At 29.1% G+C, this 15,678-nt stretch carries 21 protein-coding genes; 6 read left to right on the top strand and 15 right to left on the bottom strand.

Annotated features, from left to right (window positions below; translation table 11 throughout):
• Window positions 1-77: 77 nt before the first annotated feature.
• The 5 genes from AC0N0V_RS07755 to AC0N0V_RS07735 all read right to left on the bottom strand — a co-directional run bounded on the left by AC0N0V_RS07755 (window position 78) and on the right by AC0N0V_RS07735 (window position 4,442).
• On the bottom strand, window positions 78-2,102 hold the full coding sequence (locus AC0N0V_RS07755) for a M56 family metallopeptidase (protein WP_474463289.1): 2,025 nt from the start codon (window positions 2,100-2,102) through the stop codon (window positions 78-80).
• Between the two features lie 11 nt (window positions 2,103-2,113).
• Entirely contained in the window at window positions 2,114-2,488 is a 375-nt protein-coding gene (locus AC0N0V_RS07750; protein WP_474463287.1) for a BlaI/MecI/CopY family transcriptional regulator, read from the bottom strand.
• A 278-nt stretch (window positions 2,489-2,766) separates the two neighbouring features.
• On the bottom strand, window positions 2,767-2,937 hold the full coding sequence (locus tag AC0N0V_RS07745; RefSeq protein WP_474463285.1) for a hypothetical protein: 171 nt from the start codon (window positions 2,935-2,937) through the stop codon (window positions 2,767-2,769).
• Window positions 2,938-2,974: 37 nt separating this feature from the next.
• Window positions 2,975-4,222 (bottom strand): beta-N-acetylhexosaminidase, encoded by a 1,248-nt coding sequence (nagZ, locus tag AC0N0V_RS07740; RefSeq protein WP_474464479.1) that lies wholly within the window; start codon window positions 4,220-4,222, stop codon window positions 2,975-2,977.
• A 43-nt stretch (window positions 4,223-4,265) separates the two neighbouring features.
• The gene (locus tag AC0N0V_RS07735; protein ID WP_474463282.1) at window positions 4,266-4,442 is read right to left on the bottom strand and encodes a hypothetical protein; all 177 of its coding nucleotides are present in this window, start codon (window positions 4,440-4,442) and stop codon (window positions 4,266-4,268) included.
• Between the two features lie 448 nt (window positions 4,443-4,890).
• Here AC0N0V_RS07735 and AC0N0V_RS07730 point away from each other — a divergent pair, with 448 nt between their 5' ends.
• Complete coding sequence (locus AC0N0V_RS07730; protein ID WP_474463280.1) at window positions 4,891-5,589, top strand: YjgB family protein; 699 nt, start codon at window positions 4,891-4,893, stop codon at window positions 5,587-5,589.
• 187 nt (window positions 5,590-5,776) lie between these two features.
• Here AC0N0V_RS07730 and AC0N0V_RS07725 read toward each other — a convergent pair whose 3' ends face one another.
• The 5 genes from AC0N0V_RS07725 to AC0N0V_RS07705 form a co-directional block, all read right to left on the bottom strand.
• On the bottom strand, window positions 5,777-6,670 hold the full coding sequence (locus tag AC0N0V_RS07725) for a Vgb family protein (protein WP_474463277.1): 894 nt from the start codon (window positions 6,668-6,670) through the stop codon (window positions 5,777-5,779).
• A 652-nt stretch (window positions 6,671-7,322) separates the two neighbouring features.
• The gene (locus tag AC0N0V_RS07720; protein WP_474463275.1) at window positions 7,323-7,445 is read right to left on the bottom strand and encodes a hypothetical protein; all 123 of its coding nucleotides are present in this window, start codon (window positions 7,443-7,445) and stop codon (window positions 7,323-7,325) included.
• 536 nt (window positions 7,446-7,981) lie between these two features.
• Window positions 7,982-8,242: a hypothetical protein gene (locus AC0N0V_RS07715; protein WP_474463273.1), complete on the bottom strand. Its 261-nt coding sequence runs from the start codon at window positions 8,240-8,242 to the stop codon at window positions 7,982-7,984.
• A gap of 78 nt (window positions 8,243-8,320) precedes the next feature.
• Window positions 8,321-8,692, bottom strand: a complete 372-nt coding sequence (locus AC0N0V_RS07710; RefSeq protein ID WP_474463271.1) for an SHOCT-like domain-containing protein — start codon at window positions 8,690-8,692, stop codon at window positions 8,321-8,323.
• Window positions 8,693-8,715: 23 nt separating this feature from the next.
• Entirely contained in the window at window positions 8,716-9,081 is a 366-nt protein-coding gene (locus AC0N0V_RS07705) for a DUF2089 family protein (RefSeq protein WP_474463269.1), read from the bottom strand.
• A gap of 524 nt (window positions 9,082-9,605) precedes the next feature.
• On the opposite strand from AC0N0V_RS07705, the gene AC0N0V_RS07700 reads away from it, so the two are divergent.
• Together AC0N0V_RS07700 and AC0N0V_RS07695 are read left to right on the top strand one after the other, a co-directional pair.
• Window positions 9,606-10,625 (top strand): sensor histidine kinase, encoded by a 1,020-nt coding sequence (locus tag AC0N0V_RS07700; protein ID WP_474463268.1) that lies wholly within the window; start codon window positions 9,606-9,608, stop codon window positions 10,623-10,625.
• A 17-nt stretch (window positions 10,626-10,642) separates the two neighbouring features.
• Window positions 10,643-11,302 (top strand): response regulator, encoded by a 660-nt coding sequence (locus tag AC0N0V_RS07695; protein WP_474463266.1) that lies wholly within the window; start codon window positions 10,643-10,645, stop codon window positions 11,300-11,302.
• A 522-nt stretch (window positions 11,303-11,824) separates the two neighbouring features.
• Here the strand turns inward: AC0N0V_RS07695 and AC0N0V_RS07690 are convergent.
• From AC0N0V_RS07690 to AC0N0V_RS07675, 4 genes are all read right to left on the bottom strand, one after another.
• On the bottom strand, window positions 11,825-12,436 hold the full coding sequence (locus AC0N0V_RS07690; RefSeq protein WP_474463264.1) for a VC0807 family protein: 612 nt from the start codon (window positions 12,434-12,436) through the stop codon (window positions 11,825-11,827).
• 257 nt (window positions 12,437-12,693) lie between these two features.
• Window positions 12,694-12,822 (bottom strand): helix-turn-helix transcriptional regulator, encoded by a 129-nt coding sequence (locus AC0N0V_RS07685; RefSeq protein WP_474463262.1) that lies wholly within the window; start codon window positions 12,820-12,822, stop codon window positions 12,694-12,696.
• 289 nt (window positions 12,823-13,111) lie between these two features.
• The gene (locus tag AC0N0V_RS07680) at window positions 13,112-13,558 is read right to left on the bottom strand and encodes a hypothetical protein (protein ID WP_474463261.1); all 447 of its coding nucleotides are present in this window, start codon (window positions 13,556-13,558) and stop codon (window positions 13,112-13,114) included.
• An 89-nt stretch (window positions 13,559-13,647) separates the two neighbouring features.
• Window positions 13,648-14,061 carry a hypothetical protein gene (locus AC0N0V_RS07675; RefSeq protein WP_474463259.1) on the bottom strand — a complete coding sequence of 138 codons (414 nt, stop codon included), beginning with the start codon at window positions 14,059-14,061 and terminating at the stop codon, window positions 13,648-13,650.
• A gap of 200 nt (window positions 14,062-14,261) precedes the next feature.
• Here AC0N0V_RS07675 and AC0N0V_RS07670 point away from each other — a divergent pair, with 200 nt between their 5' ends.
• Window positions 14,262-14,396, top strand: a complete 135-nt coding sequence (locus tag AC0N0V_RS07670; RefSeq protein WP_474463257.1) for a hypothetical protein — start codon at window positions 14,262-14,264, stop codon at window positions 14,394-14,396.
• An 86-nt stretch (window positions 14,397-14,482) separates the two neighbouring features.
• Complete coding sequence (locus tag AC0N0V_RS07665; RefSeq protein WP_474463255.1) at window positions 14,483-14,611, top strand: hypothetical protein; 129 nt, start codon at window positions 14,483-14,485, stop codon at window positions 14,609-14,611.
• A 169-nt stretch (window positions 14,612-14,780) separates the two neighbouring features.
• Here AC0N0V_RS07665 and AC0N0V_RS07660 read toward each other — a convergent pair whose 3' ends face one another.
• Window positions 14,781-14,939 (bottom strand): Spo0E family sporulation regulatory protein-aspartic acid phosphatase, encoded by a 159-nt coding sequence (locus AC0N0V_RS07660; protein WP_474463253.1) that lies wholly within the window; start codon window positions 14,937-14,939, stop codon window positions 14,781-14,783.
• 315 nt (window positions 14,940-15,254) lie between these two features.
• Here AC0N0V_RS07660 and AC0N0V_RS07655 point away from each other — a divergent pair, with 315 nt between their 5' ends.
• Complete coding sequence (locus AC0N0V_RS07655) at window positions 15,255-15,626, top strand: DUF3139 domain-containing protein (protein WP_474463251.1); 372 nt, start codon at window positions 15,255-15,257, stop codon at window positions 15,624-15,626.
• Window positions 15,627-15,678 lie beyond the last annotated feature (52 nt).

Genomic DNA, 15,678 nt, shown 5'->3' with positions numbered 1-15,678 from the left:
TATATTACATTTACTCGCGGTTTCTATTTTTTTGCATATCGCAAATTTCATTGATTCTTATATAACTACACTTAATCTTACATCTGTTCGATTATATTTTTTCTATAACTCTCAACTTCATCTATAAATTTATAATTATTTTTTTCTAATATATTAAGTAACCCTTTTATATTTGCTAATAATCTACTATTATTATTTGTTTTCACTGCATTAATATAACTATTTTTAGCTTCTGATACTAAAATCTTTGTATCATAACTAAAAAGCGGTGTGTTATTTGAACCATATAAAGCAAAAACTGTGTAACGTTTATAGAGCTGCTTTATATCATTTATCTTTATTGAATCTCCGTGCTTATTAATGAATTCTTCTTGATTTAATGCTCTTTTCAATAGTTCTTCCCAACTAATCATAAGACCTGCATCTTTTACAGGAGTTTTATTAGATTCAACAGCCATTATTTCTATATAGTCTTTTATATCTCCTGTTACATATGGACTGTATTGTTTATACAGCTCATAGTCCAAAACTGGAAAGTACATTCCCTCTGCAGTTTCAATTTTATATCCACTGTTTCTTACTTCTACCAATAAATCTTTCAATTCCTTATCTTGAATATAGTCTATTTTGTCTATATCAAAATCAGCTTTATACACTTTGTTCATCATATTTTGTATAACATCACCATTAGAGAATCTTTCCTCAAATTTAGGTAAATTCTTTTTCTGAAAATCTTCAAGTTTAGAAATCATAATTGATGCATTTTCCTTTGAGACTTTAGAAATATTGTCTCTTACAAATCGATTAACTTCAGCTACCTTTGCATTTTTATTTATTAAACTATCAAAATCATCAAGTATAGCTTTTTGCTTATCTAAAGCTAAAACCTCAGCACCTTTAGTCGTATCATTTTTTGATGTTCCATTTTCTTTACTTCCCTTTTGACTATTCAACCCTAGATACCCTCTTACCGATTCATTGGCATTTGTTAACCCTATACCACCTACAACTAAAGTTACTGCTATTGCAACGAAAGTCCATTTAATTGACTTTTTACTAAACTTTGAAATCATGACAATTCTCCTTTTTATTTCAGATTTATTCACTATTCCTGTCACCCCTGGGGTTAGATAGCTGCCAGAGAACGCTTTTGTTAAGTTTATTATCGTTTGGCCATAACTTATACGTTCTTTTGGATTTATATAATTTAATACCATTTCATCACATGCAAGTTCACAGTCTTGTTTCATTTTATGAAAAGCATACCATACTATTGGGTTAAACCAATGTATTATCTGCACTAATATAGTTACCCAATTTACCAGTATGTCCATCTTTTTTAAATGAGCCAATTCATGTAAAAATATATATCTTATTTCCTCTGTTGAAAATCCATTAACTATTTCTGAAGATATTATAATTTTAGGTCTTAAAAAACCTAAAAGATAAGGTGCTTTCTTATAGTTGTTAAGGATAATAGGTATATTAGTATTTATTTTCATCTCTATCTTACATTGTCCTAGAAGCTGACTTATATTATCATCTTTACACCTAGCCTGCTTGCCAATTGCCCTGTGAAGCTTCATATTTACGATTATTACATATAGAAGCATGTTAAATATACCTATAAGCCATATTATAACTAAGTAATTACTAATAAAACTTTTGTTATTACTTTGTTTAACTTCTGTAGTATTATTTTTGTAAATTTCCTTATTTAGCTCTTTTCCCGCAGTAAAGTCTCGTTCTTCATTTTTGTTAATATCTTCTTTCATAGAGTCAACGTTATTATTTGATGTTTTATTTACTGAATTACTATTATTCCGGTTTTGTATATTAGTAATTTTATATTCATTTATTATTTTATTTTGTAGCAGTTGAATATCTTTAGAAGCATTTACAAATAAATTAAATATACTAAGGTTGCTTTGTGGCGCATAAGGAATTGTGAGCCTAATAACAAGTAGCATCCAAATGTAATAATGCCATTTAGCACTTAGCTTATTTTTGAATAGTTGTTTAATCAAAATAATCAAGCCTGCAACTATACTTCCCATAAAGGATAAAGAAACTACAGTTCTAAACAATATTGATAAATCCATATGTCACCTACTTATTCCTTTTTTTCATTCAATATATGTTGCAATTCTTTAATTTCATCTTCTGTTAGTTTGTCTTCCTTTATAAAATTTGCAATTAAACGATTAATAGAGCCATCATAAACTTTCTGTAAAAAGGATTTTGTTTCTTCTCTTTTACATTCCTCTTCAGAAACAAGTGGATAGTATAAATAATGTGGAGAAGCCTTTTCAATTCCAAGTGCCTCTTTCTTGACTAATCTACTTATTAGCGTATGTATGGTCTTTGAACTCCACGTACTATCTTGCTTTAAGTCATCAATAATCTCACTTGATGTTATAGGTGATTTTCTCCATACAATTTTCATAACCTGCCATTCTGCATCAGATATCTTAGGTAATTCTTTCAATGTTAACACTCCTTCTTACAATTGTAGTCCATATAATTAGATTACAATTGTAGTCCTATTTTGTCAATACTGATTTATGAAATGCTTGCAAACTTTTTAATTCGTTTTCCGAGTCCTAAACATCTTATTAAATACTTTCTTTACATCTTCATATATACATCATCATAAGAATTCCTAGAGATACCTATATTATCGTAGTTTTTAATCTACCAGAACAAAAAAAGCCTGCATCCTATTCAAGGAATACAGGCTTATTTACTATAATAGAATTCTTTCATTTATATCTCATTAAGAATCAGCTTTTCTAGACATGCCTTGCCACCTGGGCAACTTTCAATATGCACTTTAATACTTTCTGCTAGCTCTACTGAGTCAACACCGATACTTTCAAATATAGTGCCTATTTTAATTAACCGCTCTATTCTTTCATCTTCAATCTTATAATCCATTCTTATTCCTCCCCCAAAAATCAAACCTTTTTCTATATTATAACATAATGTTACTTATCTTATTATTTAATTTATCTATATTTATAGGATCAACTTTTTCATCAGTTATATTATATTTATGTTTTAATTTCAGTATTCTGTAGACCTTTTCATCAATACTACTTTCGGAAATAATACGATTTTGCACAGCTTCTTTTATAGCGCTTATTACCGCTGTTTCTTTTTCATAGTCATGACAAACTAAAATAATATCACTTCCTGCATTTAAAGAGTTTACAGCAGCTTCTCCTATATTATAATTTTTTACTATAGCTCCCATTGTCATATCATCTGTAATTACTACTCCATTAAACTTCAAGGAATTTCTTAGAATATCAGTAATTATTGTTTTAGAAAAAGAAGCTGGATTTTTGGCATCTATCTTTGGTAGCAAGATATGTGCAACCATAACTACATCCGCACCATTATTAATTGCGTCCAAAAAAGGTATAAACTCAAAGTTTTGAAGTCTATTCAAATCGTTATAGACTACAGGCAAACCTATATGTGAATCTACCGAGGTATCTCCATGGCCCGGAAAATGTTTTACAACAGGAATTGTATTTTGTGATTGTATTCCTTTCATAGTCTCAATTCCTAATTTACTTACTATATTAGTAGTTGACCCAAAAGATCTATCACCTATTACTTGATTCTTAGGATTACTATTAATATCAAGCACTGGTGCAAAATCCATATTAAGTCCTAAGGATTTTAATTCCTCTCCAATTATACTGCCAATGTTAAAAGACATGCTTTCACTATTTTTCTGTCCTATAATTTTGCTTGAAGGAATTTTTTTAAATTCATGAGGAACTCTGCTCACCCTTCCTCCCTCCTCATCAACGCTAAGTAAAAGTGGAGATTTATTTTTTAAATTTGTATTCTTTAGAGAGTTGACTAAATCTAGTACTTGCGGGACATCCTTAATGTTTTGTTGAAATAATATGAATCCTCCTACATGATATTTTTCTATCATTTCTTTAGAATGATCATCATTTATATATCCATCAATCCCCACCATAATCAGCTGACCAACTTTTTCCTCTAATGTCATCTCTTTAACCTGCTTCTTTATATTATCGGATTGTTGTTGCTTAACTTCATTGATTTTATCTTCACTAGACGTAATTTCATTTGAGGTTCCATTTTTGTGATCTGAGTTTTTAGTTTGCTTTATATTATTACATCCAGTAAGTAAAAAAATAGTTATTAGTATTAATACTAACCTGTACTCTCTAGCAATCAACTCATCATACCCCCTTAAAAATTAATAGCAAATTGCATCTTTAATTTTTTTCTCTAATAGCTTTTATTATCATACTTGTGCATATTAATATCACACCAGTCAATAATGTTATACAAAAAATAATAGATGCAGCATTTCCCATACTTCTTGCTAATTGAAAGCATAAACTGTACTCAATTATCATAAATATTACTGCAAAAACCCATGCTTTTGTCATTCTATCACCCCTAACTAATGAAGCTTAAATTTTTAACATTTCTCGTAATATTTTGCTAAAATATTAAAGAATTCTTTGGTATCCTAAGCCATATCTATATATATTAAGCATATTTGTTGTTTATATTCACAAGTTTACTATACACCTTAAACTTTTAGATAAGCATCATTTATCTATTTAGGATTGAAAAACTCTTATAATTTTTAAAATCCCCCTTCATATTCTGTCACACTTATAAAAAACAATTAGTTATTTCATCGATAACTTAAAATAAAAAATATTTTCTGTGAAACAAAAGTGCTGGAACTTTCGTCTAATTAATTAATACTGTTATACTAATCATTATTTCTATTAGTAAAGTATAGACAATATATATTCTATGTAAAAAACAAACAAAATTAATTAGTGCATAGAGATATACACTAGATATTAAAAGGAGGACTATATTATGTTCTTGTGGAAAAAAAGCTTTTCTATAAAACGAATAATTATACCTATTGTATTTATAACCCTAATGACAGGATGCTCTAAATTTATCACGCAAACGGAAAAAATTACTGAAGATAGCTCAAATAAAAAAGTTGCGGACACTACTCAACCTTCTAAATCGGAGACTAATACTTTGCCTTCTAATTCTAATAATACTTCTAAAGAATCTTCTACTCAAGAAGACTATACAAAAAACCTCTTGTCAAGTATTATGCAATTAGCCAAGCAAGGAAAAGTTATTAACTGCGAATTCCCAGCTAAGACTACTGTTATTGACGATATAGAAAAAAAGTGGGGAAAACCTGAAAAAACAGATTGGGTTCCTACCGCTAAAGGAACTTATGCCACATATCCAAAACACAGTGTAGCTTTTGGATTTAACAAAGGCTCTCAAATATTTGAAGTTAGATCCTTTGATAACAAAATAAAGAAAGTATCTCTTTCTAAAGTAAAAGAAGTGTTTGGAAAACCATCCTATGATGTTAAAGTAAATGGTGAAGAAATAATTGGTTACGTAGCGAGCAATGAGTTTAAAATATTACTTGTGTTTCCTGAGCCCACAAGCAAAAATCCAGACCCTTTATTAGATCATTACTCTATTCTTTACCCACAAGGAACTGCTAACCTTATGGCAGATGATCCTGGGAGACAGTGGTGATTTAACTCTTTTATAAGAAAAGCAGCCTATTTTAAAGACTGCTTTTCATTAGTATATTAAAAGCTATTGTAGTTCTAATATTCTATTAGTTATATTGAACACTTTAAGATACTTATAATTTCTATAATTATTATCATATTTGCTATTTTAAAGAGAATGAATATCAAATTAATTCCTTCTCCTATTTTTACTCCGATAAATATATTAATTTTCCTATTTTGTCTACTTCTTCAGCAAACCATATTGCTCCATCTGGCCCTGATACAATACCATGTGGCTCAGAACTTTCTGTCGGAATACCATATTCTGTAATATCTCCGTCTGTAGTGATTCGTCCAATCTTATTACTTGCCCACTCTGTGAACCAAAGGGCCCCATCATTCCCTGACACAATTGCATGTGGACGAGCACTTATTGTAGGAATTGTATACTCGCAAATCTCACCTGAAGTAGTGATTCTTCCTATCTTATTTCCACCTATTTCTACAAACCAAAGAGCACTATCTACTCCCTTTGTAATTCCCACAGGAGCTGAATTAGGTGTTGGTATCGAGTACTCCGATATATTGCCAAACGTATTAACTCTTCCTATTTTGTTACTTTGATTCTCTGTAAACCATAATGCATCATCTGGCCCCATTACGATACCAGATGGAAAAGAACCTGGAGCTAATAGGTTATATTCTGTAATCTCACCATTTGTTGTTATCCTCCCTATCTTGTTTCCAGTAATCTCAGTAAACCAAAAGGCTCCGTCTGGACCTGGAGTTATTCCAAATGGACCTGAACCAGCAGTAGGTATAGAGTACTCAATAACCTCTCCTCTTACCGTAATTCTGCCTATTTTATTAGCTTTGTATTCTGTAAACCATAAGTCTTCATCGAATCCGGGTACTATAATAGAAAGTCCAGCATCTACTGTAGGAACAGAATACTCAGTAATATCGCCTGATAGAGTCATCCTTCCTATCTTATTACTTTTATTTCCAGTAAACCACAACGCACCATCTGGTCCAACAGTAATTCCATAAGGACCTGCATCATTAATCGTAAGTGAATATTCAATAACTTTAGTTCTCATTCGAGCCAATCCTCCCTTATATATTTAGTAATGCTTATAAAATAGCATAACAATACCATTTTAATATGTAATTCTAACACTTGTAGTATATGAATTCTGTTATTGCTTTAATTGAACAAAAAATCCCTGCAAATGAATAATCTCACTTACAGGGATAGCAAAACAGTATTGTTAGTTACAAAACTTAATTTTTCTTTAAGCATAAATAATAAAATTTTATTTTAGCATTTATCCTAGGTATTTATCCAAAATATCATATCCAGAAATTTATCTATTCGATATATTATTTTGTCATATAAATTTACCTAAACAAAAACTATATAAATATAAAAAGTTGTACCCTAAAGCACAACTTCCATTACAAAATCTATAATACCAAAATTCACAAAACACATGATACTAACATATATATCTCATGAAATGCGAATTATCAATACCTTTATACTGTAAAGAAACTTATCTGCTGAGATTATTCTTAAAAAGCACAAATAAACCTACACCAAAATGTTATAGAAATATCTTAATGCTTTCAAATTACTATTAATTTTTAATAGCTTATTTAAGAATAATAATGCTCATTAGACTAAATCTCCTTTTTTATTACAAATTACAATGAAAGCATACTATTCTTTGCTAAAACTGTCAATATAATTTAAACTTCTTTATTATAATTTACTACTGTGCCATTATCAAAACGTACTGTAGGATTATGAGGAACTTCAATATGAATAACATCAACGATGCGTTTTTTTATATCTTCTGCTCTTTCTTGCAATCTATTAGAGTCCAGTACTAATTCAGAAGAGTTCCATAATGGCTAATACGTGATAAACTTAGTTAAAATACTATACTCCTCTTCCTCCATTTTAATATATCCTTCCATTCAAATAAAACCCAAGTTTATAACTCTGGAATCTAAATAAGAGTGAATAGACACTGGAATTCTAGAATTTTTATTATAATATGCAACAACCTTTTCTAGTACTTCTATAAAGCCTATATCGGCATATAATTTTTCATTAAGAAATTTCTCTAGCTTCTCTTTGGAGGATACTACTTTTTTTATAACATAATTTATATCATTTAAATAATATGTATCTACTATGGTTTTAATCTTAAGTTATATATATTCTCCCCCCATAAAAGCTACTGTTATTTATATTGCATCTTATCTAAAATTATAAGTAGAATTATTGTTAACTGTTGATGAACATATTAAAAATACTGTAGTTATAACACTTAAATTAACGTAAAAAGGTATGTTAATTAGACTATTTCAACATACCTTCCCTGATATATCTTATACATGATTTAAACAACTATTGTTATCTCTGTTCCATCACTATTTTTTATATCTACTATTTTCAGCCCTCTATAGACTCTTAATACATCAAGACTTTCTCTAAGTTTCCTGAAATCAATACAATCAACATATTGTCTTTGCTCCACTGGAATATATCTTTTGGAAATTGATACTCCTAAACCACCAAAACTAAGAGCAGCTTTTACAAGTCCTATTGGTGCTGGTATATTAAAACGTCTGCCGTTGTTAAGTTTTACATAAACCCTCAACTATATAACTCCTTTCATTAATCATATAGGCACCTTAAGCATACCTACTTCCACTCTCAGCTACCCGTTTAATAAAACTTATTCTATGGAAACTTCTACTATATCTCCATTACCACTTTTTACATCCACTATTTTACCTTCTAATCCAGAATCAATAGCTTCCATAATCATCTTTATATCTATTCCTTCCTGTTCCGATATACCTGGTATTTTTATATTGTTAACTGCATTTCCTATAGCCTTTAAAAATTTAACAGGTACTTTTACATTTACAGTGTCATTTGTAGCTGATAACACTTTAACTATTAACATCCTATTTATATTTTCTGATACAGATAGTTGCTGCATATTTACAGGTTTATTAATGGCTTCAATAAGCTCAGCGGCCTTATCAGAATCAATTTTTCCCTCTTCAACCATTTTTAGGATTCTTTTAACTTCTTCCTTCATTTTATAATCCACCCCTTAAAATTTTAGTTATCTTTAATCATATTTACAGCTTGCTCAGCTGATATTTCGCCTTTTTCAAGCATGTCAATTATTTCCTTACTTCCTACTGTAGATTTTTTTACTACAGTATAACCGAGAGCAGAAACAACTTCATCTAATTTAGCTCTTACAGTAGGATATGAAATACCGAGTTCTCTTTCTACATCTTTGATATTACCTCTACACTTTAAGAAAACTTCCATGAAGTTAAGCTGTTCTTCTGATAAATATTCGAACTTAGAAAACTCAAAGTCATTTTCTATGATAGTTCCACATTTATTGCATTTAAGCTTAGTAACCTTTAGTTTTGCACTACATATAGGACAATTGCTTATCACTCTGTAACCCATAATTATTCTCTCCTTTGCTATACTTTAATTATAATACCATTTATTAATTTAATCAATATTAAAATTAACATTTTTAATTTTAAGTTTAATATTCTTAATAATAACTGATTATTATATTAAATATCCTAATTAGAGCTTTAATAAATTGAATATATCTATCTCTGTATCTATATTTACACCATTTAATTTATGTGCACATCTACATAAATTAGATATAATATTTCCTGTTAAATAAAAAGAGCTTAGATTTCTCTAAACTCTTAGAGCCCCATTACATTCTTAACTTTAAACAATAGCTATAGGATATCATATGACCTAAGTCATATATTCTCTATAAATGCACAATGCTATAATATAGAAAAGAATACCTATGACAAAGTGAGGTCAACCAGATGTTCGGATTTAGAAAGTATTTAGTACGTTTAAAATATATAGTGTTAGTATCAATATTTATAAATATCTATTCTCAATATAATAGTTTTATCTTATTAATGATGCTATTGCTTATCTTTAGTTCCACAATAATGATTAATGACTATATAAGAATTACAAGGTTAAAAAGAGATAATCTATATAAGTATTCATCATTATTTCTTAGTATTTTAGGAGCAGCACTACTAAAATATTTTGTAAAGGGAATAGGATCTAATATATATATATTTTTTTTCTTAACTGAAATTTTCCAGTTAAAAAGAAATATATTAATAATTCTTTTATCACTATATTCATTTATATTTTTTATAGTATCTATTTTAAACACCGGAATTCCAAATACTATGAGTAAGCTTTCAAGCTTAGGTGTTAACTTATTAGGTTATTTTGCTATAGCTAGCATAGCATACTCTATGAAAATGATTCAAATAGAAAAAGAAGAAATAAAACAGTTAAATGAAAAATTAAAGTTAGCAAATATAAAACTTCAAGAATATGCACTTCAAGTAGAAGAGTTGACTGTTTCTAAAGAAAGAACAAGGATAGCACAGGAGCTTCATGATTCATTAGGCCATTCCTTGATGGCTTTAGCTATGCATTTAGAATTTGCTAAGAAGATATGTGATACAAAACCAGAAAAAGCAAAAGAGGTTTTAATAAAATCTGGGAATATTGCAAAAACAAGTATTAATGACCTAAGAAGGGCAGTTAACCTTCTTAAGGAGGAACGTGAAATAAAAAATCTTAATGATTCGATTGAGGAACTTATTGATAACTTTCATTTATTTAGTAACATTAAAATAGCTTTTAATAGAGATAAAAGCATTGATAACTTAAATTTAACTGTTAAAACTTCTATATATAAAACTGTCCAGGAGTCTATAACTAATAGCATAAAGCATGGAAATGCAACAGAAATTAATATTAAAATTTCAACCAATAACGATGGTGTAAATCTTGCTATAACAGATAACGGTATAGGTTGCGCTAAAATTGTGAAATCTACTGGGTTAAGTGGAATTGAAAATAGAATAACTTTGCTAAAAGGCTCAATAGATTATTTTAGTCATAATAATTTAGGCTTTGGTATAAAGATATTCATTCCGATGTAAATGGAGGAAACCAAAATATGATAAATGTTATATTAGCTGATGATCAACAAATTGTGCGAGAAGGAATAAAAATGATTTTGAGTTTGGATGAAGAGATAAATGTTATAGAAGAAGTGGAGAATGGAAAACAATTACTAGAACTTCTTGAAAAAATACTTCCTGATGTAATTCTCATGGATGTTAGAATGCCCCTAATGGACGGTGTTGAGACAACTAAGATTGTTAAAGAAAAATATAAAAACATAAAGGTAATCATATTAACTACTTTTAATGAAGATGAATATATTTTTAAGGGAATTAAAAATGGAGCTGATGGATACATACTAAAAGATGCTGGGTCGGAGGATATAATTAAAGCCATAAAAACAGCCTATAATGGTAATATGCTGCTTGATCCAGAGGTTGCAGTAAAAATAGTTAAAGCTTATAATTCAATGGAAAGTGGAAATCAAAATTCCAACAAACTTAATGAACATAAGCATAAATTAGATATACTTACACCAAGAGAGCTTGATGTTGCAAAGCTCGTTGCTAAAGGTAAAAGTAACAAGGATATTTGCAAAATACTTTTTTTAACAGAAGGTACAGTAAAAAATTATGTAACTAGAATATTTGAGAAGTTAGAGTTAACTAGTAGAACTGAACTTGCGCTATTTATTAATCAGTTTGAATCATAAGCTCAAAACTTACATTTACAAATAATACATCCTCTTCAATTTACTGAAGAGGATGTTAAAATAACTTATTTCATTTTCCTAATGTCTTATTTTTGCAAAAAAATTATCGTTACTTTTTTGATAAACCCTACTTCTGCATCTGGTATTTTATAGATTAAAGGTTTTCTTTCATCAGAACTAGCATTATAATTTTCTCGCGATTTTTTCATTCCTTCATGTATATCAGAGTAGCCTTGAATACAATTATTGTTTATATCATATAATAAATTTCCTAATTCTTGAGCTCCTATACTTGCGGGGTCTGCTTCTTGCTTAACTAATTTTTTAAGTTTCGAACGAGAGATATTATATCCCTCATTGAAATTCTTTTCATTTTCTTCAGTCCATCCTCTCTGATAAGAATTATAACGGTTGACGCTATGTCAATATCAATCTATAAATAACATGACATTTTTCAAAAATATTAAATTATTCATCAAATTTATCAATTTTCTATTTATATCTTAAGAATGCGTTTAGTTCCTATTTATCTCGTTGAGCAATAAATCTTATTCCTATTAATATAACAATCATGACTATCGTGATAACTCGAGACATGACTAGGTAAGTTGCAGTGGTCGGTACTATAAGTGCCATTATTATGTGAGCCACAGCATCGCCGATGAGTACTAGCCCAATCACTGCAGTCATTATAGTAACTTTTTTCCGTTTTTCAAGGCTACTAAAACGCTCTGTTTCAATGTTCTTGATTTTACTAAGTAAAAATAATAGAAACGGTTTTCCTATAATTGCAGAGATTAGGAATGTCAATCCAATCACTCCAGTGCCTATTGGTCGATATAATTTAAGAGGCAATGCGTTTCGACCAAGGATTGCTGTAATTGCAAATGAGACAGCAAATCCAATTGCACCTATTAAGCCTATCCAATCAACTCGTCGACGCCATGCCCATAAAACTATAGTTCTCACTACCGGAATAGCTCCGGCAATAGCAAGAATAGTAGCATCACCTTCAAAATTGTCACGTAACAGCACTACTACTACCAAGGGAACAACTAAGCTTAAAACAATACTTGATAATAATTTCTTTTGCGTTTTTCTAATATGTTGACTTATTTCTTCATTCTGATACATTTAATCACGCTCCTTTTAATATCTAGTGCATATATCAATTTCTTATTTGTTACTCGTTAAGTATACTTCATAGCCTAGGCCTTTTATAGTTACTTTGGATACTAAAAGCTATATTACTAAAGTAATATATTTTGCTTATGATAAAGTTCGCTTTAGTCTTTAAACGTAAAAAACTTCATTGTTCATCATGCAGTTCTTTCATATTTAATTGAACTTTTTTTATAATTTTTGAACTTTATTTATAAAAAAAGATATGGTTATTCTTCATACCATATCTCATTAATATTTTTATTTAGTTTTCTAGCTATCTCAAATGCTTTTTCAAGAGTAGGATTATTGAGTTCATTTTCCCATTGAGAATATGTCGACTTTTTTACCTCTAGCATTTTAGATAACTCCACAGCGCTCATTATATATATTCTTTCATTCGTATGGTTCTTAAGTTATTTTTTACTGCCATACCCCACCTCAAATATTTATTTTAAATCCATTATTTCCTTGATTAATTGGCGTTGTTAATGCTTGCTTGATATCCCATCCATTATTAACTCTATAGTATACTGAATAGTAGTTCATACCATATTCATTACACCACTCAGCTAAAGTTTTGGTTTTATTTTCAATGGTAAAAAAACTATTATTTCTTCTATTATTTTGTTGCTTTTTAATTGTAACTCACCTGCAATTTTTAGGTTCATAGTTAGAATTTACATCAATTCTGTCTATAGTCAACTCTTCATTGTAACCATTATTATAGGACCATTGAACAAAGTTTTCAGGTATTATCCATTCACCACAAACTTTTATTCCTCTCTCGCCATAATTACTATAGTATGGATTTTTAGGATTATTGCACCTTTGCAGCATATCTGCCCATATTTTATATATTGTTGTCCCAAACAAATGGTGTTTAGTCATTCTATCTTTAACTATATCCTTATTTAAACATCCGCATGATTTTGTAGCACCTTTTTTCAGACTGGAACCGTATACAATAACTTCATTGCCGCATTCACAAGAACATTTCCACTTAATACTACTCTTTTCACTATAAGGACTATATCTCTCTATAACTGTTAGTCTCCCGAATATTTTACCTGTTAAATCAATTAATTGTCCCATCAAGCAATCCTCCAGAACATTATAAAGTAATGCGTATATTATACCTCTTCTTTAAGTCCATTTTTCACCCCATATACATCACCCCTTTTTTAGTTTATGTAGGTCAAATTAATTTTTTCATATTGTTTAATAAGAAAATCGATATCCCCTAAAAGTTTAAGCCTACAATATTCATCATCAAATTCTGGTTCATCTATATTATAAAATAGCGTCAATAGTACAAATAGCTCTAAAGCTCCTTGTTTTTTCATCTTATGAGGATTATTCATAAGTTCGAGAAATTCTTCTCCATCTTTGGCTATAATTAGTGCAATTATTATACCTATGAGAAGTTCTCTAGTCTCAACAGCTTCATATATATCCTTATCTAATTCCAATGGTTCCAGCTCTTCAATTTTATTATTAATTTTCTCCCTACTAAGCTTTGTCTTATTACCTATTAGTTCTCCATAACCAAGTTCTATTAACTGAAAAATTGTTGCTTTCTTAAGTTCTATATCCACAATTATGCCTCCCCTTTTGTTTATATCTATGTATTCTAGGTATCGTTATTATTCCCTTTTAAATTTAGTAAATAATGTATAACAACTGTCTGACTTGTCCAGAATACAGATGCTAGGCTATCCCCAAAATAATCACTCAGGAATGCTTCTTGAAAGAATCTCAATTAGGATTACTATTTTATAAGAAAGGTGATAAATATATGGAATTAGATATAATAAAAGTAATGTGCTATGGATTTGGAAGTGCAATTATAATGCTGTTTATATACATGACTGTATTAGCTGGATTCTTTATAAAGTATATCGTTAATGACAATAAGGAAGATAGTTGTTAAAAATATCAAAGTGTAGAAGGGATCTTTTAACATTTATAGAATATTAAAATAACTAATATAAACTTATGATACTGGAGACCACTAGTATGAATGATTACAATAAAGATATTGAAGAAAACTTAAAGGAACTATGTATTAACATAATTGATCTGCTAAATAAACTCAAAGAGAATAATTTAATAGACGAAGAGGAATATCAAAAAACAGATTTATAAGAAGAAAGAATTCCTAGATAGCATCTTGTAAACTTATATATTTATATAGATTTTAGTCAAGGTGTACTTTTCTGGTTTTAGAAAACAACTTAAGCCTGTATCCTATAAAACACAGGCTTAATTCTATAATAAAATTTTTATTATGCTCATTAAAGCAGATAGACAAACGTTAACCTACTCTATTCTCTTTTACTAAGTCTTGATAGCATTTATAAATAAGCCTGTCCAACTGTTGGCTGAGTTTTACTATTTCATCTGAACACAGACATACATCACCTTCTGTTAACAGATTTAGTTCTTCTCTAAGTATTTCTAATTGATCTTCCATTATCCCATCCCCATGTTACAAATTTAAACAACATTGTAAATTATAATACAAATATTTTAGCAATTCAACACCCTAAAGTATTGTTAATATTTTATATTGCTATAAGTTCTATCAGCTAGACTTATAATTAAAGCTAACGCCTTTTAAGTTGTCTCACTATTTTTTTATGTATATATCAGTACTTGCTGAATCCTTTATAAAGCATATATCAGAAGAAAATAAGAAAGAGAGTTTTTAATAGTGCAATTTATTTATAAGATATGTTGGAATGGTAGGATATTATATAATATAAAGATTTAAAAATGGAGGTTTTCCATGGGAGTTTCAAAAAGAAGAACTGCACTAATTGTTAGTATCTTTATAATTAGTATTTTAATAATTGGTTGTAGTAGAGTATCACCAAAAGAAAATAAAGTAGAACCTGTAGAATCTGTCAAACAAAAGGTAGTATCATATTTGAAAACGAAAGGCTATAAAGAAGACGAGTTTAAGGTAAATGTTGAATATCATACAGATAGCGTGGGTTCATTCGGAGGACCATACTCTATAAATGTAATTTTTAATGATGAACCAAAAGTTATTTACAATTATAGATATAATTATAATTCAGAACTTAAAGATATAACTCAAATAAGTATATCACCAATGAAGGATAAAAAAGATAAAAACTTTAAACATGTTGAGTAATAAAAGAATTGACTATAAATATAAAACAATATTCATATTTTGTAACATAGAA

It is taken from the genome of Clostridium sp. CS1-1, from assembly GCF_056135525.1.
Note: the sequence above shows the minus strand (reverse complement) of the source record. Positions and strands in the feature narration are given on the sequence as shown.

Excerpts from the sequence above, each read along its gene's own strand:
- AC0N0V_RS07745 (WP_474463285.1), bottom strand. The coding sequence starts at position 2,937 with ATGGATTATAAGATTGAAGATGAAAGAATAGAGCGGTTAATTAAAATA.
- AC0N0V_RS07680 (WP_474463261.1), bottom strand. The coding sequence starts at position 13,558 with ATGGGACAATTAATTGATTTAACAGGTAAAATATTCGGGAGACTAACA.
- AC0N0V_RS07690 (WP_474463264.1), bottom strand. The coding sequence starts at position 12,436 with ATGTATCAGAATGAAGAAATAAGTCAACATATTAGAAAAACGCAAAAG.
- AC0N0V_RS07665 (WP_474463255.1), top strand. The coding sequence starts at position 14,483 with ATGAATGATTACAATAAAGATATTGAAGAAAACTTAAAGGAACTATGT.
- AC0N0V_RS07685 (WP_474463262.1), bottom strand. The coding sequence starts at position 12,822 with ATGCTAGAGGTAAAAAAGTCGACATATTCTCAATGGGAAAATGAACTC.
- AC0N0V_RS07735 (WP_474463282.1), bottom strand. The coding sequence starts at position 4,442 with ATGACAAAAGCATGGGTTTTTGCAGTAATATTTATGATAATTGAGTAC.
- AC0N0V_RS07670 (WP_474463257.1), top strand. The coding sequence starts at position 14,262 with ATGGAATTAGATATAATAAAAGTAATGTGCTATGGATTTGGAAGTGCA.
- AC0N0V_RS07755 (WP_474463289.1), bottom strand. The coding sequence starts at position 2,102 with ATGGATTTATCAATATTGTTTAGAACTGTAGTTTCTTTATCCTTTATG.
- AC0N0V_RS07655 (WP_474463251.1), top strand. The coding sequence starts at position 15,255 with ATGGGAGTTTCAAAAAGAAGAACTGCACTAATTGTTAGTATCTTTATA.
- AC0N0V_RS07710 (WP_474463271.1), bottom strand. The coding sequence starts at position 8,692 with ATGAAGGAAGAAGTTAAAAGAATCCTAAAAATGGTTGAAGAGGGAAAA.
- AC0N0V_RS07695 (WP_474463266.1), top strand. The coding sequence starts at position 10,643 with ATGATAAATGTTATATTAGCTGATGATCAACAAATTGTGCGAGAAGGA.
- AC0N0V_RS07700 (WP_474463268.1), top strand. The coding sequence starts at position 9,606 with ATGATTAATGACTATATAAGAATTACAAGGTTAAAAAGAGATAATCTA.
- AC0N0V_RS07660 (WP_474463253.1), bottom strand. The coding sequence starts at position 14,939 with ATGGAAGATCAATTAGAAATACTTAGAGAAGAACTAAATCTGTTAACA.
- AC0N0V_RS07725 (WP_474463277.1), bottom strand. The coding sequence starts at position 6,670 with ATGAGAACTAAAGTTATTGAATATTCACTTACGATTAATGATGCAGGT.
- AC0N0V_RS07705 (WP_474463269.1), bottom strand. The coding sequence starts at position 9,081 with ATGGGTTACAGAGTGATAAGCAATTGTCCTATATGTAGTGCAAAACTA.
- AC0N0V_RS07730 (WP_474463280.1), top strand. The coding sequence starts at position 4,891 with ATGTTCTTGTGGAAAAAAAGCTTTTCTATAAAACGAATAATTATACCT.